The sequence below is a fragment of the Terrabacter sp. Soil810 genome, from assembly GCF_001429645.1.
In the GTDB taxonomy this organism is placed as follows: Bacteria; Actinomycetota; Actinomycetes; order Actinomycetales; family Dermatophilaceae; genus Terrabacter.
Genome location: NZ_LMSW01000002.1, coordinates 6,987 through 32,279, shown reverse-complemented (window position 1 = coordinate 32,279; position 25,293 = coordinate 6,987). Strand labels below are relative to the sequence as shown.

Sequence of the window (25,293 nt, the reverse complement as noted above, 5' to 3'; positions counted from 1 at the left end):
TGGGCCGACCGACTCGGCGACCCGGGGTGCGTTCGTGTCTCAGGCATGGGCGAGCCCTCCGAGTCGGCGCCCGTGTCCATTGCCGACCGTGTGCAGCAGCGGTGGTGCGCCGGGGTAGGCCATCCCGGCTTTGTCGTGCTCGCGCTCGATCGCGCGCGCCAAGTGTTCGTCGGTGATGGTTGGAAGCTTCCGGGGTGTGTCCGGATCGCCGGGCTCGTCCGCCGCATGGTCGCCCGCAGCCAGGTAGCCCGCGGCGGTCGCGGCGTTTCGGATCAGGGCGCCCGTGAGGTCGTAGAGCGCTGCGAGGTCCTCGAGACGCACATCGGGTGAGAGCCGTGCCCACGTCGGCGCGTGCAGGCGCCACAGGCGCTCCCGGGCGGCCGCGTCCGGCAGGTCGAACGGGACGATGAACTCGAGGCGGCGCGCGAAGGCCGAGTCGAGGTTGCGTCTGAGGTTGGTCGACAGCACGACCACGCCGTCGTACGACTCGATACGGCCCAGCAGGTAGGCCGTCTCGATGTTCGCGTACCTGTCGCGAGCGTCGCCGATCTCCGTGCGTCTCCCGAAGAGTGCGTCGGCCTCGTCGAAGAACAGCACGCTGGCCCGCTCCGCGGCGTCGAAGACGTTCTCGAGGTTCTTCTCGGTCTCGCCGATCCACTTGCTGACCAGGAATGCAAGGTTCACCACCAGCAGGTCGCGGCCCAGGGCTCGTGCCAGGACTTCGGCACACAGCGTCTTGCCGGTGCCCGGAGGGCCGTGGAACAACATCCGAAGGCCTCGCTCACCGCGCCGCGGCGCGGGCTGGTCGGGCCGGGCATGGAGTGCGCCCTGCAGCTCGACACGCCGGACGGCATCTCGGAGCAGCCCGAGGCGATCGTCGGCCAGGACGAGGTCGTCCCACGTCGCACGTGGATGTACGAGGACGGCTCCCTGCGGAGCTGTGCCGGACAGATGACGCTCGACAGCGTCCGAGAACGTCCTGTGGCGCGATACGTCTGTCTGGTCACGTCCGAGTGCGAGCCGACCCCGGAGGTCGGTCGCGGCCAGGGCCAGGTCGCGCGGCTCCGCGGATGCGGAGGAGCGTGCGTCCTCGAGCCGCAGGTCGGGTGCCGCCGATCGAAGGCCGGCGACTCGGTCATGGTGACTGAGCGCGGCCACCGGCACGGGGATCAGCGCGCGCGGGTAGGCCGTCAAGGCGCTCGAGCCACGCGCGACGAGCAGCGGCAGGGTCACGTATGGAACCGACAGCTCGAGTGGGGAGCTCGAGTCACCGGTCTCGCAGAAGACCGGGATGAGGTCGCGCACGGCGGCGATGACCATGGCCAGCTGGACATCGCGGCTGCTCAGCTGGGGCGCCCGCAGGATGACCGGCTCGTTGCCGCTCACCCGGACGAGCGCAGCGAGTCGTGCGGCCGCGGCACCGGGCCGGTCGCCGAACGCGCCGAGCGCGTAGGCGCGGCGCGCCTCGATGGCACGTCGTGCGGTCAAGACCCCGGGCAGGTCGAGCCACTCGTCGAGGCCCCAGTCGGGACTCGGCAACGGGTCGGCGGAGAGATCGCCGGGCCAACCGCCCAGGCCGACCAGGGCCTCCCACACCGCGGGGCCCGCGACAACGCTTCGCTCGGACCAGGGTCCGTCACCTTCGACTCTCACGACGCCTGTCGCGAGCAGCGGCGAATCCGCGACGGCCAGGCGAAGATCCGCGGCCGTGGTCAGTCCGGCCATGAGCCCTCGTCTCCCGAGCTCGGCGACGAGTCCCACCGTGGGAGTCGGCCGTCCGTGCGGGTGCAGGGTCCGAAGCGCCGCGGCGGCCTCGGCGTCGCGGTGGCCGACCACCGCCAGCACGGTGAGGTCTCTTTCCCAGGCGCGGAGCTGCAGAATTGACACCAGACGGTCCACCGGCTGCGGATCGCCCGTCGGCAGACCTACGGCGCCACCGTCCGGGCTAGTCGAGTTCCGTTCCGCCGCAAGGCCTTCGAGAACACGGCCAGCCTCGGGGGCGATGACATCGGCGACCACGACAGCGAGGCCGCGGAGCATGAGATCGATGGCCGCGTCGATCCGCGTCGACGTGGTCCCGGAGCGGCTGGGCCGGGCGCGCCGCTCAGACATAGCGGAACCTCACGACCACTCCCAGGCATGGGACGAATCCGGGGTCGAGGTCGAGGCCTGCTCGGCGCACGTCGACGTCGACGTCGTCGAGGTCGTACTCGGCCTCGATCCACCCCGCGTCGCCGACGATCCGCGCTGGCCGCCGGACGACGCGGAGCAAGAGCGAGGAGTCGGTTCGGACCGCGAGGCCGTCCCCCCGCGGGTCGGTGATGACGAGGTCTCTGCGCAGGACGTCCAACACGGAGGCGAGCTCGGCGGCGACCCAGCGGTCGGGTTCGAGGCGGTCCGGCGCGCATACGGGGTCGTCGGCGTCCGGCGGAAGGCCACAGAAGGCGAGCACCGCGGGATCGCGCGGATCGGGAGGCGCAGCGTCCGGGACCGCGAGCTGGATGAGGGCGCGGGCGAGCCTACCCACTGCGGACCGGATGCTCACCCCGTACCCGTGCGGATCGTCGGCTGCGCGTTCGGCAAACCCGGTCTCGCCGAGCGGCCGCAGGAGGAACAAGAGCCCACCCCACACCGACGACGCGTATGCCGCGCGGCCGACTGACGGCATACCGTGCTGGGCGTTGGAGTCATCTGCCGCCGAGCGGGGTTCGTCAGACGTACCGGCGGGGCGTTGTGGGTCGGCCCGCCCCGCCGGGCCCGCCTGCTGTGCAGGGTCAGCCTGCTGAGCCGGGTCCGCCTGCTGAGCCGGGGGCGCGTGCTCCCCGGAGGATGAGCTGTGTCGGTCCACGGCGCCCGGAGCTGTGCCCACGCGTGACGCCCGTTGCCCGACGGACGCGTCTGAGGTCCGGTCAAGGGCGTCGACCAGTGCCGTGACGGCACGACTGGCCAACGAACCGCGGGCAGATGCCGGCTCGACCTCGAGAATGCTCAGCCGCGCGAGCGACCTTGCCGTTGCACCCACCTCGGCACCCGCCGAGTTCGAGGCGAACACATGCCGCTGAGCAGGTGCCGAGCGGGCGACTCCAGCCCAGATGGCCGACCGCGCTCGGACCGAGGCGGCCAGTGCGTCGACGGACGGGCCAGCGTGCTCGACGGCCGTGGCGGGCCGCGAGCCGCCGGTGTGGAGCCACGCCGTGTCGACGGCCGCCACGAGTGAGGAGCCCAGCCATTCGACGAGTCGGCTCAGGGAGCCCCCGCGAGCGACCTCAACGATGAGCGGGACCAGCCAGCTTGGGTCGTCGACGGCGAAGCGCTCGACAACCGCCCGGACGACGGCATCGGGTGACGTGCCGACAGCCTGCGGCAGGCCCGCCATCGTCCACGCCCAGGCGCGCGACCGGTCGCCCGCCAGGAGGGAGAGGACAAGATCGATGGCCGTATGCCGCAGGCTTGGATAGCGCACCACGTCCGAGTCGGCTGCCCGGGCCGCGCCGGAGACCGCGTCGCCGATCTGCCGAGCCCAGCGGTGGAGGAGCTCGTCGTCGGTCGTCGCCCATCTCACCGTCAACGGCTCAGCGACGATGTGGCGGATGCAGACCACTTCGGACGGGTTCCGCACGATGGCATCGAGGGCGTCCGCGAGGGGACCTGCCTCGAGCGCCATGGCGAGGGCGTCGAGGCGCTCGCCTTCGGGTGTGCTCAGGGTCTGTGGAACCCGCCACGTCGCGTGGACGGAGCCGATCGAGCTGGTGGGTGCCGAGCCGAACGTCATGGGTCGATCACCGTGCCCTCCTCGAGAACGGTCGTGCCGAGGCGGACGCCCGCACGACCACGCCCCAACACGGCTCCGGACCCGAGTGCTGCACCGCCGACGACGAGGCTGCCGAACGCCGCGCCGGGGCCGACCACGGTCGAGAGCTCGATGTGCAGGCTGATGCCGACTCGCATGCCCTTCGCCGCGGTGCAGACCTCGACGACCGTGTGAGCGGGGCGGTGCACGTCCAGGATGCTCTGGACGACGTCGACCTCGTCGGCGCACAGATCGCGGGCGACCAGGACCGTGAAGCGGTGAGCATGAGTAGTGAAGGCGTCGTCGGCAGAGGTGCAGTCGTCACCGCCCCCGAGTGCGCCACCGACTCGATACGTCTCGCCCACGACGGCCGAGGCCGGCCCCGGAGCGTCGTTCGCGCCGCCCACGAAGGCACCGCCGTATCCGCGCACCCGGAACGCCTCCAGGATCGACACCGGCGCACCGAGGTAGATCTCGAGGAGTCGCGTGAGCCCTCTGACGGTGCCGCGCGCCCGGAACAGGCTCATCGCCTCGGCGAGCAGCGTGCGCCGCGCTTGTTCGCTCCAGCGCTCGTCGACCGACAGCCCGATGAGCGACCCCAGCCACGGCAGCAGCTCGGCCGGAGCCCCCCACGGGTCCAGGACGCGATGCCGTTCGAGCGCCCGCCACTCGAGGTCGCGCAGCAGTCCGTCGACGATGGCCAGGTAGCGCCGCAACGGCTGCTCGGCCGACGGGTCCTCGCGGTAGATCCGCGGCAGCTGGCTCATGAGGGCGTGGCTGTCGCACTCGACCCGCGCGGCACGCACCCTGGGCGTTTGCGTGGGTGTGCCCGACAGGTGGAACCGGACGAACAGATAACGCCCAGGGGGAGCGATGACCGGGGCCTCGTACACCTCGTATCGGTCGCCGCGGGACAGCGGCGTCCAGGGCAGCTCCCGGCCGGTCTCGCGGCGGTGGAGCGGTCGACGAACGTCGAGTTCGTCGAGTGACGCAGGTGCGGCGGGCGGTCCGGCGACCGGCCGCGCGAGGCCGGCATCGGGCTCGGCAAGGTGGGGGAGCTCGTCGAGCGTGGCGAACCCGATGTCGAGCCTCGCGCCGGGCGGCACGCACGCCTCGACGAAGATGCGGCCCCACACCGCCCGTGGCGTCAGGCTGTCGAGCGCGTGGCTCTCGGCGAATCCATGGGATGGGTATCGGAGCCGGTACGGCCGGGCGATCCGGGCTCCACGGTCGGTCCAGCAGGCAACCCTGCCATCGGGGGTTCGGGCGAGCCCGCGACCGTCGTACCGCTGCCCGGCGAGCGGAACCGCCGGAACGAGCTGGCCGTCGTCGACCGAGAACACCAGCAGGTCGGATCCGGCGGAGCCGCCCACGATCAGCCTGCCGGTCGCGTCGAACTCCAGGTCGTTGGCTCCGTCCAGGCGGAGCGACGCACCGGCTGCCTCGCCGGTACAGCAGACGATCCACGCCGCCGTTTCGGCCCGCAGCAGCAGCCAGACACCGCCAGCCCGGTCGATTGCGACGCGGGATGGCAGGGCGGCCTGGTCGAGCGCTGCGAGCTCCGGGACCGCGGCCGGGGACAGCGGGAACCGACGCGGCCCGCTGATCTCGTCGAGCCACACGATCGGCGTCGATCGTGACGCGAGGGCTGCGATGACGCCGTCGCCGGCGCTCGCGATATCCCGGGGCGGCCCCGGCGCGGTCGCCACGGTGCGAACGAGCCGGTCGTCCGCGCGATCGATGACGGCGATCGTCTCCGAAGCCCCGTCCAGGACATACAGGCAGCCGTGTGCGTCGATGGCAAGAGCGCGAGCTCGCAGCGACCGGCCGCCACCCGTCGTCGGGACGAACTCGGCCGCAGCGCCGGGGTCCGCGTCGCCGGGCCATGGAACCCGCTGGGATGGTTGTTCGTGGCCCGTCGGTGGCCATGGGAGCCGGACGACCCGTCCAGAGTCGGGGTCGCCGTGGTACAGCGAGCCGCACCCGTCGAAGCACAGGCCGGCGCTTTCCGGGGGAGGCTGTCCTCCGCCCGGCCACGGCGCCTGGGGCCCGATCGGTTCGCCGGCGAGCAGGACCTCGGCCGCCACGGGGTCCAGCACGGCCCCGCAGCCCTGCGGCAGGAACCAGGCATGCGGACCCGCCAGCGGCACCATCCGCCGGCCGCCGACCTGCGCCGAGCTCGCCGTGGCCATCAGCACTCGTCCTTCGGCGCCGGAACGGGCACGGGTGGGTTGGTCGGTGGAGGGGTGGCGCCGCCCGAGCCCGGAGCGGGGGCCGGTCCCTCGACGACCGTGATCTCGACCACCTCCGGGACCTCGCAGCCCATGAGCTCGACCGTGCCCTCAACGGGCGTCCCGGAGCTGAGATCGGCCACCACCAGCTCCTCGACGAAGTCGACCCCTTCGACCTGCACAGCAGCGGCTTCGAGCTCCGGCGCGTGGACACGGTGCCCCAGCGGCCATCCGCGTCCGTCCGGGCCGAAGGGCGGCAGCGGCGACAGGTATTGGCGCAGGACCAGCTCGACCCATCGACGCACACCGAGTGGGCTGAATCCCGGCTTCACGGCAAGCCCGACCGATACGGCGATCCGCTTGTAGGTGGGCGGGATCACGTACAGCTCCGTCGTCACCAGCCGGCGGGCGTCGAGCTGTGCACAGACCGCGCGCAGCAACGTCGCGTCGGGCAGGGGGGCGTCGGGATGGTGTGGGTCGGCCGTTGGCCACACCATCACCGTGACGACTCCGGCTGCGTCGAAGCGCTTGGTCGTCGGGTCGAAGCGGGGCAGGCACTCCGTCCGCGCGACTCCCGGGATCGACGCGAGTGCCCGGAAGTCGTCGGCGGTGACGGCACGATCGTGCCGCGCGAGCTCGCCGGGAATGCGCTCGAGCGCCGATGTGATGGACTCGGCGTCCTCGCCGCCCGCCGTCGGGAGCGGGTTGTCCACGGTGACTCCGGGCGCATCGGTCGTCTGGATGTCGTGTGCCTTGACCAGTCCCCGGCGACCGCCCCCGTAGCGGTATGCCGCCGCGCGGATCTGTGCGCCGGCCGGAAAGACCATTCCCCGGACGCTGTCCCCGCAGCGGACCCGAGCCGCTCCGGCGTCAAGGACGAAGTGGCGATCGCCGGGACGGCTCCCCGCGAAGGTCTCCACCGGCGTCCAGGTCTGCCACCGGTTGTTCTCCAGGACCCGCAGCTCGAGGGTGCCCGGCACAACGGGCACGTTGGCCAGCTGGTACTCCTGATGGCTCAAACCCGTCCCGACGGCCACCTGCTCGGGGGAGGCATCGGTGACCTGCACGACGTCCGCGGCGTTGAGGCCCACCCAGCGGAGCCGACGGAGTGGCGCGGTGCCGTCGCGGGAGAAGACGCGGATCCAGAACAGCACCGGCTTGCCGTCGGCGAGCGAAGGCGGTCGGTCCTGCACTCCGGCCAGGTCAGGATCGGCGAGATCCGGGACGCCGATGTCCTTGAGCCTCGAGGCCGGGAGACGGAGCGCGACGACGCCGTCGTGTCGCAGCGAGCCCGTCGTGTCGCGGACCACTGTCAAGGGCACGTACTCCGGCACCGTCGGGTCGTCGTCCCGACGCACGGACGCCTGCCACACCAAGGTGGAGGCAACACGCGTGGGGCGGACCCCGTCGGTCTCCGGGCCCGGTGCGACGCCGTCGTCGCAGCGCTGCTCGCACCAACGCGACTGCACGTCTCGCAGGCGCTGCGCCTCGGGCGCGAGGGTTGGACCGACACAGGGATCGATCTCGTCGATCATGGGGAACTCGGTCTCCCCGGCCAGGCCCAGCAGCAGCGGTGCACGGCTGAGCACCCCTGTGCTGCCGAACAGCGCGGTCCGATGCACCTCGAACGTCTCAGGGTCGGGGTCGGCGTGCACGGCGATCCAGAGGAACCGGTCGACGGCCGACTCGACATCCAACGCCGTGAACCCGGGGGAGCCCGGGTCGTCGTCGAGCACTGCCTCTTCGTACGGCTGTGCCTCGTCCGCGGTCAGGCCCGCGGCGTCGAGCACTCGCTGGTACTCGTCCTGGAGCATCTCGTCGGTTGGAGGATCGGCTGTGGCCTTCACGACGGCCGTCGCGGTCAGGGGTAGCACCGTGACATCGTTCTCGACCCTGAAGGAGACGTCTCGCGCCTGCGCCGCCGAGCCCTCGATGACGTCGGCGGAGGCGCCCTGTCCCGCAATCTCGAACCGGACCAGCCCCGTGGCCGACCTTGCCGGGTGGGGCAGGAGCTGCAACAGGCGCAGCAGCCAGAGCCGGGTCTGGTCCGGGATCTGGTTGAACCGGTAGAGCATGCTCTCGCCGAGTCCGGCGACGAGCTCGAGCAGGGTGATGCCGGGATCGCTCGGCCCGATGTCGGTCCACTCCGGAAGGTACACGGAGATCCGCGAGACGAGCTCTTCGCGCAGCTCGTCGTAGGACCTGTCGTCGAGGATCGGAGCGGGCAGTGTCATCTCAGCCTCCCGGCATACCCGCGACGGGGACGGTGAGCTGCACTGCCCCCACGCTCTCGTCCCGGATCTGCGTGTAGACGATGTCGACCAGTACGGCGCTCGGGTCGCCGGTCGGCGACACGTCGACCGACTCGAGCCGGACGCGAGGCTCCCACAGGGTGATCGCCGACCGGATGTCACGCGCGATCGCAGCCCGCGTGGCCGGGGTGTTGGCCTCCATCAGGAAGCGCCGCAGGCCGCAGCCGAAGCTCGGTCGCATCAGTCGCTCGCCGCGCTCGGTTCCGACGACGACCAGGATCGACTGTCGGACCAGGGGCGCTCCGTTGCGCAGCTCGAAACGACCGGCACCCGACGGAGTCGGCGGGAACCGCCATCCCACGCCGAGGACGTCATCTCGCACGGCCGGTGAGGGAGCGGGCGGGACGCTCATGGGCGGACCACCTCCGATCGCTCGACGCGTTCGGCGAACGTGAGTTTCGGCCCCGTGACCTTTCGTGCCGCGACCGCGCCCACGAGTGAGCCGAAGGACCCATGGTCCATGTCACCGTTGGCGTGCTCGGCAACGATGCGGCTGCCCAGTTTGGTCCCCGGTCCACCGGGCTCGAGGCCGTCGAGCAGGTCCTTGAGGAGCTTGTCGAAGTCGGCCTGGTTCGCGACCACGACATCGGCGTCGATGTCGAGGCCGCCGCCCAGTTGGTCCAGTTTTCCGGCGAGCCCGGTGTCGATCGTGACGCTGGACGGGATGCAGAAGCGAAGGGCGAGCAGGAACCAGAGCTGGAAGACGAAGACGACGATGGGCAGGAACAGCTTGAGCAGGAAGTACGCGACGATGGTGATGAGGGGGATCGCGAACGAGCATGTCTGGGCGTCCGCCCGGGTCGGGGTCTGCGTCGCCTTCGTGTCCTGCGACGTGAAGCTCAATGTCGAGCCCGGTGGAGTCTGGAAGCGCACGCCGCCCGTGCCGCCGGGGGTCAGGCGCATCGTGTCGGCGTGCAGCTGGGCGAGGTCCGGCAACACGACAGTGGAGGCACGGTTGGCCGTTCCTTCGAGGTCCATCGGGTCGGCCAGGCGGTACGCCTCCGTCGCCTCCGACCAGGTGAGCGGGCACCCGCAGTGGCCTCCATCGCGAGGACACGCTGCTCGATGTCGCCGGACGAAGCACCGTATCTCGTAGTCGTCGGTCGGGCCGAACCGAGGCGCCTGCTGGTCGTCGAGGTCGGACGACCCGGTGGGCACCACGCCGAAATAGATCGACTCACCGGTCGCGTCGTGCTCAGGCTTGGTCGGGTCCGGGACCAGGGGCGAGAGCGGGAACCACGACTCGCCCAGTGCGGCCGGCAACTCCTCGACCTGCTGCCACGAGCCGAAGCCGCGCACCGGCTCCAAGCTGGTGGGGCTGGTGCACGGCGGCATCGGATGGCGATCTCCCGCCGGGTCGACACCGGCCGGGACCCATCCTTCGAGGAATCGGACGTTGCCCAGCTCCTCCAGCCAGACGCGAAGCCGGTCGGCGGCGTCTCGCTCGCTTTCGCGGGCGACCTCGAGGCGCCGACGCAGCGCTGCCATCCGGAGCTTGTGCGGCGTGGCGAGCCGGAGGCGGAACTCGAGATCGAGGCGCCTGCTCCGGGCCACTGCGTGTCGCCGGAACGCGCCGGCGGCCTCGCCGCGCGGACCGCCCGGCAGATCGACGCGGCGTCGCCGAACGACGAAACCGGCCTCGCATACGTCGTCGCGGCGCGCGTGTGGGAAACCGGCTGTGTCGCAATGGATCGAGCACACGACGAGGTAGTGACGGTGGTGCGACGTGAGGAAGAGCTTGCGCCGGTGGGTCCGAGTCCGGGAAGGCACCTTGCCGAAACCGTTGGGCGAGACGTCCCAGACCTCGTCCGTCTCGCAGTCGAACTCCAGCCGGTGTTGCGGCTGGCCCAGGAAGTCGGTCACGGGGTCCGACGTCGCGTACTTCTGCAGGACCGGCCGGGACGCCCGTACAGCGCGCCGGTCGTCCGGGTCGCCGAGGTCGCCCGGATCGGAGGAGGCTCGCAGCGGCCAGTGCCACCACGGGGCGACGACGCGCCACTGGTGGCCGACCTGCGTCTGGACGGCGGTCACCAGACGTTCCCGACGCCGGGGGTGTACAGCGGCGACGAGATGCCGACCGAGGCCACCACGTTGGTGCAGTTGATGATTCCGTCGTAGTTCGCGACGGGCGCGTGCACGTTCAGCACGGACGCCGTGACGTCCACGGTGGCGTTGGCCTGGATCTGGATCTGCCCCGATGCCGTGAACGTGATGCTCGATCCGTTCTGGTGGGTGATCTGCAGCTGTAGGGACCCCTCGTCGAGCACGACCTTGTGACCCTGGGACGTCGACAGCGTGACCTTCGTCGCTCCGGAGGTGTCGTCGAACTCCAGGAGGCTGCCGGACCTGGTCTTGATGAGTCGCTTGTCGTTCGGGCGGGTCGGAGTGACGGGCATCATCTCCTTGCCGTTCCAGCACGAGCCGACCACGTACGGGCGATGCAGGTCGCCCGCCTCGAACCCCACCACGACCTGGGTGCCGACCTCGGGCAGGGCCACGAAGCCCTGGTCGTCGTCGGCATACGGGGTCAGCAGGGTCGCCCAGGCGCGGACATCCGAACCCCCATCCCCCAGCCACGGGAAGCTGACCTCGACCCGGCTCAGCCGATCCCGGTCGACGATGTCGGTGATGATCGCAGGGTAGAGCCCGAAGAAGCTGGAGCCGGTCCAGTTCGGCGGGTGCCTGTTCTCGGTCATTGCCGGGTCCCCTTTCGCTCAGCTCGCGTTGACAGTCGGTCGCTCGGCGTCGAAATGCGTGCGCATCCCGTTCCGTAGGTCGTAGGTGTGCCGAAAGGCGGTGACGTAGTAGCCGGGGCCGTCGAAGGGCCGGCCGCAGCGCGACAGGGTGACCTGGGTGCCGACCAGCAGCTGAGGCGTTCCACTGGTGACTCCGCGGACACGGACAAAACGCCGCGAGCGGCCGAGCATCTCCGCACGTGAGTATGCGCGCGCTTCCGCTTCGGCGACGGGGACGTCACGGATGAGTCGCCCGGGCAGCTCACCGAGGGCGCGTTGGAGAGTCTGCGGCCCGGTCCGGCCGCCAGTCGTCTCGGCATTCACCGTCGAGGCGGGAGCCTCCGCGTCGATGGACTTGCGTGACAATGCGTCGTACCCCGCAGATCGAACGGACGTGCACTGCTCAGCGAGGTCGGCGCGAGCGGTGAGCGAGATGAGGTCCCCACCCCGCGTCAGGGTCGCCGTCGTGCTCGGCCGTCGGTCGCGCGTCGTCAGGCGAAGGGCGCCGTCGTCCGCCCACAGCTCGGCGCGGATCCTTCTCGCACGTTCGCGAAGGAAGGCCAGGTCGCTCTGGTTGAACTGCTGCACCACGTCGTAGGTCGGCCCGTCGACGTCTGGTTTGGCGGTGAGGCCATGCTTCGACGCGATCGTGCGCAGGACGTCGGCATCCGTGACCTTGAGATATGTCGCCGAACGCTGGGTCAGCCGGAGTCGCATGAGATCGTCCTCTGCGTGGATGACGATCGTCGGAGCATCCCCCTCGGCGAAGTCGGCACCGATCGCGGAGATGACGCCCTTGAAGACGATCTTCTCGGTGCCCGGCGGTCCGATGGACACCTGCAGCCGTTTGCCGAAGTCGAGCGTCCTACCGTCCAAGTACTCGACGACGTCCTTGGAGGACTGGACCCGAGGGGCATTTCCGAGCACGTGGGCGACGAGAGTGCGAAGCCCTTCCGTCGTCTCGGCGACCTCGAGGCGGACGAGGTCCCGGGCGAGGTCAGGCTCGCGGCTGCCGTCGACGCTGAGCACGGGACTGGCGGATGCGTATGCCGGAGTCTCAGCCATCGAATCCCTCCGAGTCCGTGCGCCGGCGCAGGTTGGACATCTCTTCGTCCAGTAGTCGATGCCGCTCGATGAGATCCCACGGCTGCGCGGGCTGCTGGGCGCCGCCGGCCGGGGGCCCTCCAGTCGGCACGGGCCCTTCGACCCTGACCTCAGAGGTGATGTCGCCGATGTGCAGGCTCATGGACAACCTCCTGCGCATGACCCGCGCGCGACCCTTGTCACGCCGTGCAAGCATCCCCCGCCGCCCGAGCCGCACCCGCCGCCGCACCCGCCGCACCCGCCGGAGCCGCACCCGCCGCCGGGCCCCGGCGCCAATGCCAGCTCGCGGGCCGAGAGCGCATGCCAGCCGGGAACCGTGGAATCGTGCGACTCGGGCGGCAGCTCCCCCCCTGCCACGAGCCGGCGCTGCCGCTGGTGGACCAGACCGACCGCAGCAGGCCCGACCACGGCCCGCAGCGGTCGCAACGGCGCGCCGTACCCGTACGTCACCGCGCGTGGGTCGGGACGGTCGGTGCCCGGCTGGGCCGAGGCACCCGACGTGCTCGGGCCGTCCGGTGTCGTCGCCGTGCCAGACCCCGACCGCGCGGCCGCTCCGGTGAACGACGCCACCGCGGCCGCCGCAGCGCCAGCAGCAGCGCTGGCCGCGAGGCGACCGAGTGCGTTCGTCAGGCCGCCGGCCGACGTCAGGTCGGGTCCGCTCAGTGGCAGGAATGTGGGGACGGGGCTCGCAGGAACGTCGGACGCGGTGGGCCCGGCCCCCGGGGGCGCCGACGAGACCGCCCCCGGCCCGACCTGAACGCCAAGCCCCCCGTCGAGCGACAGATCGGACGCGTAGTCGATCTGCTGCCCGGCGGTCAGGTTCATCGGGTCGTCGATGCCCTGGAGGCCTTTCCACGCCTTGGGGTCAAGACCCATCCGGTTTGCGAACGACGGCGCGCTCTCTCCTGCGACGGCCGCTCCCGTGCGGTCGGTGGGGCGGCGGGGTGTCCGGTCTGCGCCCGACGGCTGGCCGCCCGCGGCCCCGGGTCGCAGGACCTCCGAGGCGCCAGCGCCGGTGTTGGCGCCGGCGCCGTCCTGAGTCAGGTCGAACTCGGCCTTCTGCTCCTTGATCTGGACCGCGCACTTCGCGCGCAGCGGGACGCCACTGAAGCTGAACAGATCGAAGTCGATGTTGACGCTGGTCATGACGCCGACGACATGGAGCGTCCCATAGGTGAACTGGACTCGAGGCGGCGCCGCCTTCTTCGTGACGGGCCACACGAACCGTTCGATCTCAGCGGTCCGCTTGCGGACGTCGATCGGCTGGTCCGTGGTGCCCTCGTCGGAGGTGTCGAAGATGAGGTCGAATGACAGCGTCGACGTTGTGCCCTGGTACTGCGTGCGCTGTCGACCGGTGTCCTTGCCGCTGTCGACGCTGGCCGTGGTCTGCAGACGCAGGGTCGCCGGGTTGATCTGGACCTCGATGCGCTTGAACTGTCGAGGCGGGTTCGACGGCTTCTGCTCGACCTCTGTGAGGACGGCCTTCTCGAACTTCTTGTCGCTCATCGGGCCTCCCAGCGGAGTCCTTCGTGGGCGATCTGGAGCTCTTCGATGGCAACCGCACCGGTGGCGGCGTTCAGTTGGGGACCGACGAGCTTCGCAGGCAGTCCGCGGACGAACCGCCAGCTCGCGACGGCCCGGTCACCGTCGTCGAGCATGCTGATCGTGCCGTCGTAGCGTCGCAACGGCCGGACTCCGTCGACGACGTCTTGGAACCACTGCCATAGCTCGGCATTGACCCTGCCGCCGATCGGGAAGAGCATGCCGCGGCGAAGCGTGATCCGCGACGACTTGGTGCGGCCAAGGTGTTGAAGGATTCCGTTGTTGCGACCGCCCTCGACGTATTCACCGACGTCCATCTCCATGTCGAGGCCGGTGCACTCCGCGAACGCCCCGTCGGTGAACACACCGGACTGCGAGGGTTGATCCGTCCCGCCGACGGGTGGGACCGCCGGTGACTGCGTGAGGGTGACCCTGAACTGAAAGGTCCGAGCGAGGAGGTCAGGCACTGACGCCCACCCCCGCTCCACTTCTGAGTGCGACCTTGATGTCGCCTTCGGCCTGGAGCGCCACCTGGACGATGATGAACTCCAGCGGCTCCGCCGGTGCCACACCGATCTCGACGATGACCCGAGCGGCGTCGACCTGTGCCCTCGGGTCGTCCGGCTCGGCGATGTGCACGAACCACGACTCATCGGGCGTGGACCCGGCGAAGGAGCCCTGCTCGAACAGCGCGTGCAGCATGCTGTCCAGCTGTCGTCGCAGAGCGTCACGCAGCCGAGAATCGTTCGGCTCGAAGACCGCCCACGCGAGCCGTGCCCGGCAAGCCCTTTCGATGGACAGCAGCAGGCGCCGCACGCTGAGCTGACGCCATTGCGCGTCGGAGGACAGCGTGCGGGCAGCGGTGAGCCGTATGCCGTCGACGTCCACCAGGAAGATGTTCACGCCGAGCCGATGCAGCGTCGTATGGTCGGCCGGCGAGACGGCCGTCTCGACATCGACGATGCTGACGCCGATCTCGTTGGCGGGGCCCCGGGCGATTCCGTGTGCTCGCTCGCTGCGCGCGATGACTCCAGCGGCGACGGCCGACGGCGGCACCGGCCTCACCGTGCTGGGCGGAGCCGGGGTACGCAGCCAGGGGTGGTATGCCGCGGCGAAGCCCGAGTCGAGCTGCGCGCGCCATGCGAGCACCTGACCCATCGTCAACCCGGGTGGGACGTCGAGCAGGACGATGCGTTGCGCCGCCTCGGCCCAGGACACGAGGGCCTGCTGCAACGTGAGTATGTGCGCCCGATCGACCGGGTCGGTCGGGTCGAGGCGAAGGCCGGGCGGCGAGGCTGGTGGCGGCGGCAGTGGCGCATCAGGTGGAGTGCAGCTCGCGAAGGTCGGCGGCCGGGTGTCGGTCTCGGTCTCGGCCAGGGGTGCCAGGCGAGCCCAGGGTGCATAGAGGTCGGGAACCACGACCGATGCCACGTCGTCGATCAGCGTGACTGCTCCCACCCCGGCGTGGGCCTCCGGCTCGTTCCACTGGAGTCTCGACTCCGTTGTCCGCGATGCACCGCGGACCTGGAAGACGTCCTCGGGCACGAGTGAGTCCCAAAGGTCCACCCCGGGCTGCTCGAGTTCCGAGCTGACCCGTCCTCGACGCACTGCATCGCCAAGCTGGGTGCTCTCGATCGAGACGAACTGGATCAGCCGGGACTCCTCCCCGATCACTCGCTCCACGAAGCGGGGATGCCGCTCGTCGAAGCCCACCGCTCGGAGCGTCTCCACCCGCGGCCGGTCGGGGTCGCCCAGGTCGGTCACGACGACGTCGGCCTCAACCACGTCGACCGTCATCGAGACGGTGAGGTCCACCGGGGGTTCGAGCACGACGGACAGGTCGGACCCGGGACGGTCGAGGTGCGGCCGCCGCTGGATCTCGTCGACCGTGCGGTACTCCGTGCGCGCCGGTGCGAGGTTCATCGGGTCGGCCTCGCGGTCGGGACTCGGGGCCGTCAGCACCAGGGTCGCTCCCGGCGTGACGAGCGCGCCCGGGGGCAGCTTCAGCTCCTCGGCGCTGTCGACACTCGCCGAGATGTCGGTCAGCCTGCGCCGCGTGAACTGCACCCTCACCGACAGGTGGTTCCCCCAGGTCCCCTCGTTCCGCGCTGCCACACGAAGCCACCGCGAGGACTGGGCCCCGCGCTGCGTCTGCTCGGGCCCGATCCGGAGCTCGGCGCAACCGGGCGGCGTGAGGTCCGGGACGGGGCGGCAAGGCTGCCATGCGACGACCCGAACCACGTAGGCGAGCGCACCGCCCTGGGCGAAGTAGGCCGACGCCGCGTACGGAAGCAGTCCGGGTCCCTCGAATCCGCCGAAGAGCTCGACGTACTCATCCCAGCTCGTCACGGGGACGGCGACGGACCGGGCCCGAAACGGTTCTCCTTCCTCTACGTCCGGATCGGTGGTCACCTCCCACGCCGGCCCGCGGGCAGCCACACCGACGAACGCCGCGACATCCATCGCCTCGGGCGCCAAGGCCTCGACCGGCAGCCCCGACGTGAAGTACACGCCGGGGGCCCCGAGCCGTGGCGAGGCCGTCGTGGCCTCGTTCATCAGCTCGGAGAATCCGGGAGGCAGAGTCATGGCCGGCCCTACTCGAAGTCGATCCGCTCGGCGACGAGGTGGAGCTCCTCCATGGCGACCTCGCCACCACCCTTGGCTGCCAGGGTCGGACCCACCCACTTCTTCGGCTGCGCGTTCGTCAGCACGATGTGCAGCACGTCGTTGCGCGCTTCGTCGAGCATCACGATCGTCACGCTTCGCGGCTGGTAGGCGCCGTTCCGGACGTCGGTGATCCACTGGAAGATGTCGGTCGACCCGATCAGACCGCGCTTGAGAGTGATCTCGTCGATCTTGAAGGTGTTCGGAATCTTGCGCACCGTGTTCTCGGTATCGACTCCCGTGCGGTACTCGGAATAGTTCACTTCGTTGCCGAGCCCGGACACGTCGGAGAAACCGGCCTGGATCGGGTGCCCGCCGCCGTTCAGGGGCTCACCGAACTCGACCATGTAGCTGAATGCGCCATACGGGTTGAGTCGTTCTGTAGCCATTGCGCTGCCTCGCTATCCCTTGGCGGCAGCGGTCCACTGCCCGATGCGGAAGATGACGAATTCGGCCGGCTTCACCACGGCCACCCCGATAAGGCAGATAAGACGCCCGTTGTCCAAATCGTTCTGGCTCATGGTGCTGCGGTCGCAAAGCACGAAGAATGCCTCGTCGCGCGTGGATCCCAAGAGGGCACCATCTCGCCACTGCACTTCGAGGAAGTCCGACACCGTACGGGCTATGTTGCGCCACAAGGCTTCCCCGTTGGGCTCGAAGACGGCCCATTGGGTAGCTTTATCGATTGAATGTTCAAGGAAGGCAAAGTATCGACGCACACTGACGTACAGCCACTCCGGGTCCGAGCTCAAGGTTCGTGCACCCCAGACCCGGTTTCCCCGCCCAGGGAAGAAGCGCAGGGCGTTGATGTGCTCGGGGTTGAGCATCTCGTTGCGCCCTTGGTTGATGTTCATCTCGAATCGCGTGAGGCCGTAGACGACCTCGTTCGCGGGTGCCTTGTATACGCCGCGCGTGATGTCGTTGCGCGCATATATCCCCGTGACGAATCCGGAAGGCGGCAACAGTAAACGGGGAGTGGGCACTCCCGGCGCTGGTGGACCGTTCGGGTCCAGTATCTCTATCCATGGGTGATAGAGCGCCGCATACTTCGAGTCGAAGTTGCCGCGGAAGCTGCGGATCCTGTTCAGTGACGCGCTCTTCGGCCCGTCGACCACGGCTATCCGGTAACGGCATTCCTCGGCATGACGGATGAGGTACTGGGTCGCAACGAAGACCTTGTCGTCCTCGTCCTGGTCGGCCGCGTCCGGCATCGCCACGATCGCGATGTCGTCGACCTCGGCCAGCGCCTTGAGGCCGGTGGCCTTCCTGGTGGCGTCGTCAGGGTCGGCGTCCATCCCGTTCAGGTCGTCCGGTCCCGGCATCGCACCGTCGTCGCCGCCGTTCAAGGTCCACGACTTGGGTGTGCCCACGGGGCCCACGAGTGCCCGCAGGACCTTGATCCAGTTGCCGATCCAGGCGGCCGGTTGCGGCGCACCGCCGACCGGTGGTGGATCCGGTGGGACGGCGGGCGAGCGCGCGATGGTCGCTCCCTGCGCGTCCAGACTGGTGAACTCGAACGCGATGAGGGCGTCGTCGTCGACCGCGGAGTTCCAGCCCAGCACGCGATCGATCGACCCCGATGCCGCCGCAGCGACGTTCAGCCGGGGGTACGTGTCCACCCGTCCGTACTCGCCGTGCACGATGACGGTGACCGTGACCGGCAGGATCAGCGTGTCGGCCGGATAGGACACCGCGTCCAGCTGGCCGTTGTCGTCGATCAGCTGCACGGTCTTGCGGTCGCGGCTGATCCAGAGCAGGCGCAGCAGCCGCTGTGGCCCGGCCGGCGACATGTCGGGGCTCGGAACCGCCGGCGGGACGCGGTTCTGGCCCTGTCCGGCGCCCTGGACGAGCTCGACGACGATCCCGTGGGTCGCAGCGTCCGAGACCAGGTCGCCGATCGCCGTCGGCGTCTCGCCCGGGGTTCCTGCCGGCTTGGGCTTGGCGAGGTTGCCGCCCCGGACCGCGACGGCCTCGACGGTGACGTTGCCGTCCTTGCCGGGCCACCGCCCCCTGAGCCGGGCACCGTCGAGCGCAGGATTGCCTCCGGCTGCGGCCGTTGGTGCGGCGACGGGCATCGAGGCGACGCCCCCGGTGCCACCGGCATTTGGTGTGAAGACACGCGAGACGTAGAGCCTCCGACCCCCGTTGAGGAAGAAGGCGCGTGCGGCATGGGCCAGGTACGGGACTCGGTTGCCGGCGATCTGCAGCGCTGTCAGCCCGCCGTACACCCGCTCGAACTCGGCGTAACTGGTCACGAGGCGGGGCTCGCAGTTGCGCGGGCCACCGTCGAAGCGCACGGGGCCGTAGCGCGTCAGCCCGACGAAGCCGGTCGTCGACGTGGGCACGCCCTCGATCGACTTCGAGCGATACGAGACCTCCTCGACGTAGACGCCTGGGGCGAGGTACTCCATGGGGTCTCCTCTCGGGTTGCGATCGTCACAGGACGATCTGGTGCATGGCGGTGAAATGGCCCCTGCGGCACGTGATCCACGATGTGGCCGATCGGCTGTATCCGGGTGGGGTCCGCACCCCGGTCAGGACGTCGTCGGTGGCGGGTTGAGACGGCACCCGCTCGACCGGCAGGAGCCAGAGCGGGTCGTCGCGAGACTCGGCTGGTGAGTCGACCGGATCGGTGGGGGCTGGCATCGGGCGGGCGCGCACGGTAACGCGCAGCTCGAGCCGATCGGTCAGCTCCTTCACGACGGCGGGAGGGACGGCTCCGACGACGATGACGAACTCGCCGTTCTGGTCGCCGTGGCCGTGCCACCTGGGTGTCGGCTGTCCGACAAGGCTTGCCGACACACGAGGCCACGGAACGGCAGCACGGGATGCTCCCGACACCACTCGTCCACGAACGAGCGTCGCGCCGGCGGGCAACGCACAGCGCGACGACGGGTAGAGCCAAGGCTGGCAGGAGCGGACCAACCGGCTCCGCGTGGGGTCGGCCTCGACCGCCGCTTCGTTCGCGAGTATTCGGGCCAGGTCGTGCACGGGTATGGACAGTCGCCGCGGCACGAACATGCCGAAACGATCGACGATCCGCACGGTCACGCGAAGGACGCCCGTGCCGGCGCGCGCCGCGGGCGTGCCGAACACCACGGCATACCGGCCCGATGGGGTCCGGCGCAGCCGGGGCAGGCCGATCGAGGCGACCGGCGCGAATCCACGCCCAGGCGGTATGCCGTGCGGCCGGGGGACGTTCTCGCTGAACACCTCCACGGACGTGAGACGGCGGGCGCCGCCGAGAGCGTCCACGGGGAGCACGCCGACCTGGAGCCGGACGATCCGCTCGAGCCACACCCCTGGCAGCACCTCGTTCATGGCCCTGCTGCTCCGGCTGGTGCGAGGTGCGGTCCCAGTCCCTGGATGTGCGTGAGGACATCGGGCACCGCATCGCCTTCGTCCGTCGACACCACGACGATGCGTGCCAGGTACGGGATGCTGAGACGGAAGTCGCACGTGAGGCTCTCGAATGTGCGCATGAGGTCGTCGGTTGCGACATCCTCGAGGTACAGCTGGACGGCTTCGCCCGACAGCCACTCGGCGTCCGGCCACAGCAACGGGCCACTGAGGGCGCCGACCTCCTCAATGATCTGCATCGTGCGCCCGAGCAGGAGGTGCTCCGACTCGGCGTTGTCCGCCCACGCAGTCATGAGGTAGTGCAGGTCGACGGGAAGGTGCGCCCGACCATCCAGGGCACCGACTCCCGACCACGAGGCTCTCATCGCCTTGTTGAAGTCCACCCGGTACAAAAGGATCGAGACGACGGGGAGCGGCAGCATGGCCTTGGCGTTGTCCAGATCGTCGGTCTGGATCAGTTTGGCCGTGGCCTTCGCCACGGGCGGGACCAGTGCGAAGCGCGAGTTGAGCAAGGTCGCCAGGCTCTTGCCCACTGCCGCGATGCTTCGGAAGTTCGCCACGGCCGTCATGCTCCTGTCATGTCGTCACCCGAGCGTCACGGTGCCCATTGCGCACCGCGGTGGCGCCGGGATCGGACCGTTGCTGCGGCGAGCCGCCGCCCGGTGCCGCGACAAAGTCCCATGGCCGGCACATGAAGTCGCGAAGATCGGCCGGCGCGTCGATCCCGAGCTCTGACTGGAGCAGATCGACGTAGAGCCTGCAGCTGCGCTGCGCCTCGATCCAGTTCCCTTCGGCGAGATGGGCGGCGATCAGGACCCGTTGCGCGCTGTCCCGGAAGGGCTCGAGCCGAGCCGCAAGCAGAGCCGCGTCGACGGCTTCGTCGTGTCGGCTACGCTGCGAGAGCGCGCGGCTCAATGCCTCCAAGGCGTGAAGAACCCTGTGCCTCAAGCGCTCTCGCGCCATGATGACGTAGTCGTTCTCATACCAGCCAGGCAGTAGGTCAAGCGCCTCGAGGCACTCGGGATGGACTCGTAGATCGCTGTCGCCCGTCGTGCCAGCCGTGATGCTGCCGGCCCATTCGTCGACCGAGTCGACGTCCACGCTGACGTGGTCGGCAAGTCGGACGCTGACCTTGGTGGTCTCCAGGATGTCCAGCCCCGCGCCGCGCAGCCGCCAGATTGCCGAGCGCAGGTTTCCTGCAGCACGCTCGTCATTTCCGTCGGGCCACAGGACGCCAGCCGCCCAACGACGCTCGACCTGTCGGCTGTGCAGGGCGAGCAGCACCAGAAGCGGCTTGCTGCTCTCGGGAATCCGCGGGGTCCAGCCGCCGACGTCGATGCGCACGTCCCCGAGCAGACACAGCCTGCTCTGAATCAGCGTTCCTCGACACGGTTGCTGCAGCTGCGCGCGCATCGTGGGCCCCCCTGCCTTACGGAAACTCAGGCCCACAGCGTGCCGCCACGGCGTCATCGGGCCGTCACGAGGGCGTCACCGCACTCGTGGAAACCGCTACGGCGCTCGGCCCGTCCGCCCTGTCAGCCGGTGCGGTTCCCGCGATCGAAGTCGTCGAGGAAGCACCGGACCACGGCCAGGCCTTCATCGACGCCTGAGCACGTCTGCTCGACGGGCAGACTCGTCCGGCTGACGTCGAGCCGGCTGACGATCGTGAGGATCATGCCGGTCGAGTCCTTGGTGACACGCACGATGCACACCCCGCGTGGTTCGAGGCTCGGCCCCATGCAGCCACCATGACGGGCCGCCCGTCACCGGCGCGTGACAGCCGCGATCTCCGTCCGGGGCGCCTTCCACATGGGCTCGTGGGCGCAACGCTGCGGTGACGGTGCACGGAAACAATTCTGACGTTCGCTCTTGAGGAGGGCCCATGTCAACACAACCGGAAACTGAGAGCTCCGCGAACGGCCAGGCGAATGGAGGCGCAGCTGCGCCAGTGCCGCCTTCCCAGCCGGACCCCTCCGTGGTGAAGGACGCTGAGGAAGCGCCGTGCACCGACTGCCTGCCGCGCAGTCCGAAGGACGATCACGCCTTCACGCGATGCGGATGCAATGCCTGCGACACCGAATCGGTCGAGATGCACTGCCAGTCGGAAGGCGACAAGGCCAGAGCCAAGTACGCCGACGCGCACAAGGATGCTCCGGCTCCGCAGTCGTACGAGTCGGCCCGACTCGCCTACGGGCAAGCTCGCTACAAGGTCATTCCCGTCGTCGAGGAACTCAGGGACCAGCTCAACGACGCCAAGCATGAGATCCGATGCCACGTCGACGATCGCGACACGATCGAGCGTCTGCAGCGGTCGTGGCAGCGGGTTCACAGACGACTTCGGCGCTGCCGCGTTCAAGGCTGCTGTGTGGAGGAGTCGACGTTCGACGTCGAGTTGCATGATTGCGGGGTCGACGATCTGGAGGCGCAGGTGGCGCGATTCGGCTATCTGACGTCTGTGGCTGACGATTGCTTCGCCAGGCTCGCCCTCGAGCCCGATCTGCTCGAGGCCAGGGTCGCCGCCGCTCGCGAGGAGATCTACGCGATCCTCGCGGTGGTCCTCCCGAGCAAGGTGCCCACTCCAGCGCCGGCGCCGCCCACCAAGCCAGCGGTCGCGAGTGACACGGAGGAGTCGGCGCCCGGCGCCGCAGAGTCACCGTCCGGCACGGGCTCGACTGCGAGCGCCATGCCGGTCGTCGAGACGGCGGACCCCGGTCCGGTCGACTACATCCGGCTCTACGCGCGGGCGCTCGTCGCCGAGTGGCACCTTGACGACGTGTGGGCGGGTTTCGGGGACGTCGCAGCATACGTCTCATGTCTCTGCCGGGCCATGAAGGTCTCCATGGCCGGGCATCGGGCGATCGCCACGCTGGACGGCGAACTGCGAGTTCGCGAAGCTCGGTGGGAGGAGCGGAACGCCTGTTGTCGTCGACTTCGAGCCAACTCGGTTGACGAGATCATCCAGGGCTATGTGCGCCGAATTCACGGTGCGGACCCTGAAGTAGACGGCGACTGCGGGTGCGACTGCCAGGCCTGTCGTGATGGCGACCATCGCCACCACGGCGGGGGCCGTGCGGACGAAGGTCGGGGTCGGCGCTCCGAGCACGAGCAGCGCGACGAGGAACGCGACGAGGCCGACGACGACCAGGACGACGCGGACGACGAGGACGACCTGGACGACGACGACCTGGACGACGACGACCTGGACGACGACGAAGACGACGACCGATACGAGCGCCGACCATCCAGGCGCCGCCCGGAGGATGACCGTGACGAGCGCACGTCCCGCCGGGAGGGGAGCGATCGCGGGTCCGAACGCTACGAGGGTCGCCCGCGCCGCAGCGGTTCGTCGGGAGGGTCCCGACGCAGCACACCTCGATGAATCCGGCAGGGAGAGCCTCGGGGCGGCCCAGCTTGCCGCAATCAGTGCGCGGAAACGAGGCACCAATCCGCCGACGATACTTCGGTCATCGGGCGGGACTCGCTGGTCCGTCGTGACCTGTGCCGGCCGACTTGAGAAGGGCTCGCAAGGATTCGGAGGGTTCGATTCCCAGGGCGTCACGCAGGAGCTCACTGTAGACGTGGTACTGCCGTCGGGCCTCGCAGACGTTGCCTTCGCGTAGGTAGGCGGCGATGAGAATGCGCTGGGCGGTCTCGCGCAATGGCTCTGCGGCCACGGCCGCAAGTCCGGCGTCGATGGCCGGACCTGGTCGCCCGACGAGACTGAGTTTGTGGCACATGGCCTCCAGCGCATGAATGCGGAGCTGGCGCATCCGTTCACGCTCGAACAGGATCCAGTCCTCATCCCAGTCGGGCAGAAGGTCACCATCGAGATCCGCCGGATCGACATCCTCCACCGAGATGCACGTGTTATCACCCAGCAGCCGCCGGCTGTGATTCATCAGATCATTGAGGTCGACACTCACATGGGGCGCAAGCGCGAGCATTGCGCCGCGCACCTCGACGCAGTCCCCCACTGTCTGCCGGGTCCGCCACAACGCCGTGCGCAGACTGGCGGCGGCCCGGCTTTCAGTGCTGTCCATCCAGAGGGTCGCGGCAAGATTGCGCCGATGCTGTGGCCGCGCTCGGATCGCCAGCAGTGCCACCATGCGTTCGGCAGGTGCCGGCAGCGCCACGAGCCGCCCATCCAGACGCATCTCGAACCCGCGCAGCAGCTTCACACTAGCGACCGCCCTGTTGCCTGACTTGGACATCGCATTTCCCCCGCGGACTCGTCAGGTTGCAGGCCGCTCTTGCGGACGGGAGAGGCATGGTGGGTTGCGACCCGAGCCCCCGCTCCCTTCCGCCGATCCGTCAACGGCACGACACCAGGGCGATGCACTGATGACCGGGTAGTGACGGGAGGCGCATGTCGTGCAGCGATGAGCCATGGCACGGCCGCTGGTCCGCCTGGCGTCGACGTCGACCCGCTCGTGATCGTGATCAGTGCGTAGGCCGACGACGACGGAATGCGCGCCCGCGTGACGCACGGCCACCGGGCTGGGCCGCTCACGCAGGTCTGTAGGTCCGTGGATGAGGTCGTGGACGTCGTTATGACGGTGTTGGACGAATGGCGCCGGCGGCGGCAAGGCCGCGTGCCAGAATGAGATGCAGGACCGCCCAGAAGGGCGGCATGCGTTCAGGCCTGCGGGGCCCCGTCGAACCGCTCTTATGTGCGGTGACACGGACACGGTGCGGAGCCACGTGCGCTCTGCATACTCGCCAGGGCAGGAGTGTCCCTTGGTGCGCCGCGGCGCGGTGACCTCCCAGGGCTTCAACTCGGGCGATCTATTGCCCTTCTGTCTGTGAATACAGTTTGTCCTAACGTATGCTGGATACACCGTTTTGGGCCCCTTATCACCAAATTGAGAGTGGAGCGGAGGGCTGTCGTGATTCCACCTTTCTCCCGCGCGAGTCTCTGGCTTCTCTAGCGACGAGGCGCAATCAGTTGCGGTCGAGTTCAGGCCAGAACGCGTGGTTCGGGCTATGTGATGTTCCGCCTCTGGAGGTGGACGGAAACGCGGTGACCCTTCAAGCATGGCGCTTCGTCGGCGAGCCCATGGGTGTTTGCGCCCTTCTTTACGCTCTCTTGAAAGTTCGCGAGACGTGAGTATCCTCTGGTGTAGAAGTACAGGAAGAACTCACCCGCCCGAGTGGTTGATACTTGAACTTCATGGGCCCCTGACCCTGGTTCGTGGACAGCCAGAATCCCGCGTAGCGGGAGAGCGCGAGATGATCCTGAAACATGGCCCGCAAGAACTACTCCGATGAGTTCCGTCGGTAGGCTGTCGACTTGTACGAGTCCACTCCGGGCGCGACGGTGCGTGGCATCGCCGAGGACCTCGTGATCGAGCGGGGCACCTTGCGGCACTGACTCGAGCGGCACGGGAGCGGCAAGAAGACGGCTGTCGGCGGGACTTGACCCGCAGCCCCCTCCAGGCCTGGGAGCTACCGGCCGGCGAGGTGCTCGACGAGACGCCCGAGCAGAAGGCCGCGCGGCTGCAGGCGAGCGTCGCGCAGCTGGAGGCCGAGAACGCCAAGCTCACGACCGAGCGTGA

The 25,293-nt window shown here is 69.4% G+C and carries 20 protein-coding genes and 1 pseudogene; 2 read left to right on the top strand and 19 right to left on the bottom strand.

All coding sequences use genetic code 11. The features are described from left to right. Window positions 1-39 precede the first annotated feature (39 nt). From ASG96_RS04015 to ASG96_RS23090, 18 genes are all read right to left on the bottom strand, one after another. The gene (locus ASG96_RS04015) at window positions 40-1,887 is read right to left on the bottom strand and encodes an ATP-binding protein (protein WP_200962647.1); all 1,848 of its coding nucleotides are present in this window, start codon (window positions 1,885-1,887) and stop codon (window positions 40-42) included. 217 nt (window positions 1,888-2,104) lie between these two features. Continuing rightward, window positions 2,105-3,772 (bottom strand): hypothetical protein, encoded by a 1,668-nt coding sequence (locus ASG96_RS04010; protein WP_057586806.1) that lies wholly within the window; start codon window positions 3,770-3,772, stop codon window positions 2,105-2,107. Beyond that, the gene (locus ASG96_RS04005) at window positions 3,769-5,982 is read right to left on the bottom strand and encodes a phage tail protein (RefSeq protein ID WP_057586804.1); all 2,214 of its coding nucleotides are present in this window, start codon (window positions 5,980-5,982) and stop codon (window positions 3,769-3,771) included. The genes ASG96_RS04010 and ASG96_RS04005 overlap by 4 nt, the downstream gene beginning before the upstream one ends. Next, window positions 5,982-8,255: a putative baseplate assembly protein gene (locus ASG96_RS04000; protein WP_057586802.1), complete on the bottom strand. Its 2,274-nt coding sequence runs from the start codon at window positions 8,253-8,255 to the stop codon at window positions 5,982-5,984. The genes ASG96_RS04005 and ASG96_RS04000 overlap by 1 nt, the downstream gene beginning before the upstream one ends. A gap of 1 nt (window position 8,256) precedes the next feature. Continuing rightward, window positions 8,257-8,685, bottom strand: a complete 429-nt coding sequence (locus ASG96_RS03995) for a GPW/gp25 family protein (RefSeq protein ID WP_082591613.1) — start codon at window positions 8,683-8,685, stop codon at window positions 8,257-8,259. Further along, window positions 8,682-10,364: a hypothetical protein gene (locus ASG96_RS03990; RefSeq protein ID WP_057586799.1), complete on the bottom strand. Its 1,683-nt coding sequence runs from the start codon at window positions 10,362-10,364 to the stop codon at window positions 8,682-8,684. The genes ASG96_RS03995 and ASG96_RS03990 overlap by 4 nt, the downstream gene beginning before the upstream one ends. Next, complete coding sequence (locus ASG96_RS03985) at window positions 10,361-11,029, bottom strand: phage baseplate assembly protein V (RefSeq protein ID WP_057586796.1); 669 nt, start codon at window positions 11,027-11,029, stop codon at window positions 10,361-10,363. Before ASG96_RS03985 ends, ASG96_RS03990 begins: the two co-directional genes overlap by 4 nt. 18 nt (window positions 11,030-11,047) lie before the next feature. Further along, window positions 11,048-12,133 (bottom strand): phage late control D family protein, encoded by a 1,086-nt coding sequence (locus ASG96_RS03980; RefSeq protein WP_057586794.1) that lies wholly within the window; start codon window positions 12,131-12,133, stop codon window positions 11,048-11,050. Continuing rightward, a complete protein-coding gene (locus ASG96_RS03975) occupies window positions 12,126-12,314 on the bottom strand; it encodes a hypothetical protein (protein WP_057586792.1) in 189 nt (62 codons plus the stop codon). Before ASG96_RS03975 ends, ASG96_RS03980 begins: the two co-directional genes overlap by 8 nt. After that, entirely contained in the window at window positions 12,311-13,678 is a 1,368-nt protein-coding gene (locus ASG96_RS23735) for a hypothetical protein (RefSeq protein ID WP_057586790.1), read from the bottom strand. The genes ASG96_RS03975 and ASG96_RS23735 overlap by 4 nt, the downstream gene beginning before the upstream one ends. After that, window positions 13,675-14,181, bottom strand: a complete 507-nt coding sequence (locus ASG96_RS03965) for a phage tail protein (RefSeq protein ID WP_057586820.1) — start codon at window positions 14,179-14,181, stop codon at window positions 13,675-13,677. The genes ASG96_RS23735 and ASG96_RS03965 overlap by 4 nt, the downstream gene beginning before the upstream one ends. After that, window positions 14,174-15,544 carry a phage tail sheath C-terminal domain-containing protein gene (locus ASG96_RS23570; RefSeq protein ID WP_162262011.1) on the bottom strand — a complete coding sequence of 457 codons (1,371 nt, stop codon included), beginning with the start codon at window positions 15,542-15,544 and terminating at the stop codon, window positions 14,174-14,176. Before ASG96_RS23570 ends, ASG96_RS03965 begins: the two co-directional genes overlap by 8 nt. 764 nt (window positions 15,545-16,308) lie before the next feature. After that, window positions 16,309-16,767, bottom strand: a complete 459-nt coding sequence (locus ASG96_RS03955) for a phage tail protein (RefSeq protein WP_057586786.1) — start codon at window positions 16,765-16,767, stop codon at window positions 16,309-16,311. A 12-nt stretch (window positions 16,768-16,779) separates the two neighbouring features. Continuing rightward, a complete protein-coding gene (locus ASG96_RS03950) occupies window positions 16,780-18,789 on the bottom strand; it encodes a phage tail sheath subtilisin-like domain-containing protein (RefSeq protein ID WP_057586783.1) in 2,010 nt (669 codons plus the stop codon). Window positions 18,790-18,814: 25 nt separating this feature from the next. After that, window positions 18,815-19,699 (bottom strand): hypothetical protein, encoded by an 885-nt coding sequence (locus tag ASG96_RS03945; protein ID WP_057586781.1) that lies wholly within the window; start codon window positions 19,697-19,699, stop codon window positions 18,815-18,817. Beyond that, a complete protein-coding gene (locus ASG96_RS03940) occupies window positions 19,696-20,307 on the bottom strand; it encodes a DUF4255 domain-containing protein (RefSeq protein ID WP_200962646.1) in 612 nt (203 codons plus the stop codon). The genes ASG96_RS03945 and ASG96_RS03940 overlap by 4 nt, the downstream gene beginning before the upstream one ends. A 7-nt stretch (window positions 20,308-20,314) precedes the next feature. Beyond that, window positions 20,315-21,082: a BTAD domain-containing putative transcriptional regulator gene (locus tag ASG96_RS03935; protein ID WP_162262010.1), complete on the bottom strand. Its 768-nt coding sequence runs from the start codon at window positions 21,080-21,082 to the stop codon at window positions 20,315-20,317. A gap of 191 nt (window positions 21,083-21,273) precedes the next feature. Then, window positions 21,274-21,477, bottom strand: a complete 204-nt coding sequence (locus ASG96_RS23090; RefSeq protein ID WP_235509058.1) for a hypothetical protein — start codon at window positions 21,475-21,477, stop codon at window positions 21,274-21,276. Window positions 21,478-21,716: 239 nt separating this feature from the next. Here ASG96_RS23090 and ASG96_RS23085 point away from each other — a divergent pair, with 239 nt between their 5' ends. Next, a complete protein-coding gene (locus ASG96_RS23085; protein ID WP_235509057.1) occupies window positions 21,717-23,117 on the top strand; it encodes a hypothetical protein in 1,401 nt (466 codons plus the stop codon). 85 nt (window positions 23,118-23,202) lie between these two features. Here ASG96_RS23085 and ASG96_RS03925 read toward each other — a convergent pair whose 3' ends face one another. Beyond that, window positions 23,203-23,916, bottom strand: a complete 714-nt coding sequence (locus ASG96_RS03925) for a BTAD domain-containing putative transcriptional regulator (protein WP_162262009.1) — start codon at window positions 23,914-23,916, stop codon at window positions 23,203-23,205. Window positions 23,917-25,028: 1,112 nt separating this feature from the next. On the opposite strand from ASG96_RS03925, the pseudogene ASG96_RS03920 reads away from it, so the two are divergent. After that, window positions 25,029-25,293: pseudogene (locus ASG96_RS03920) on the top strand (IS3 family transposase); the annotation flags it as partial.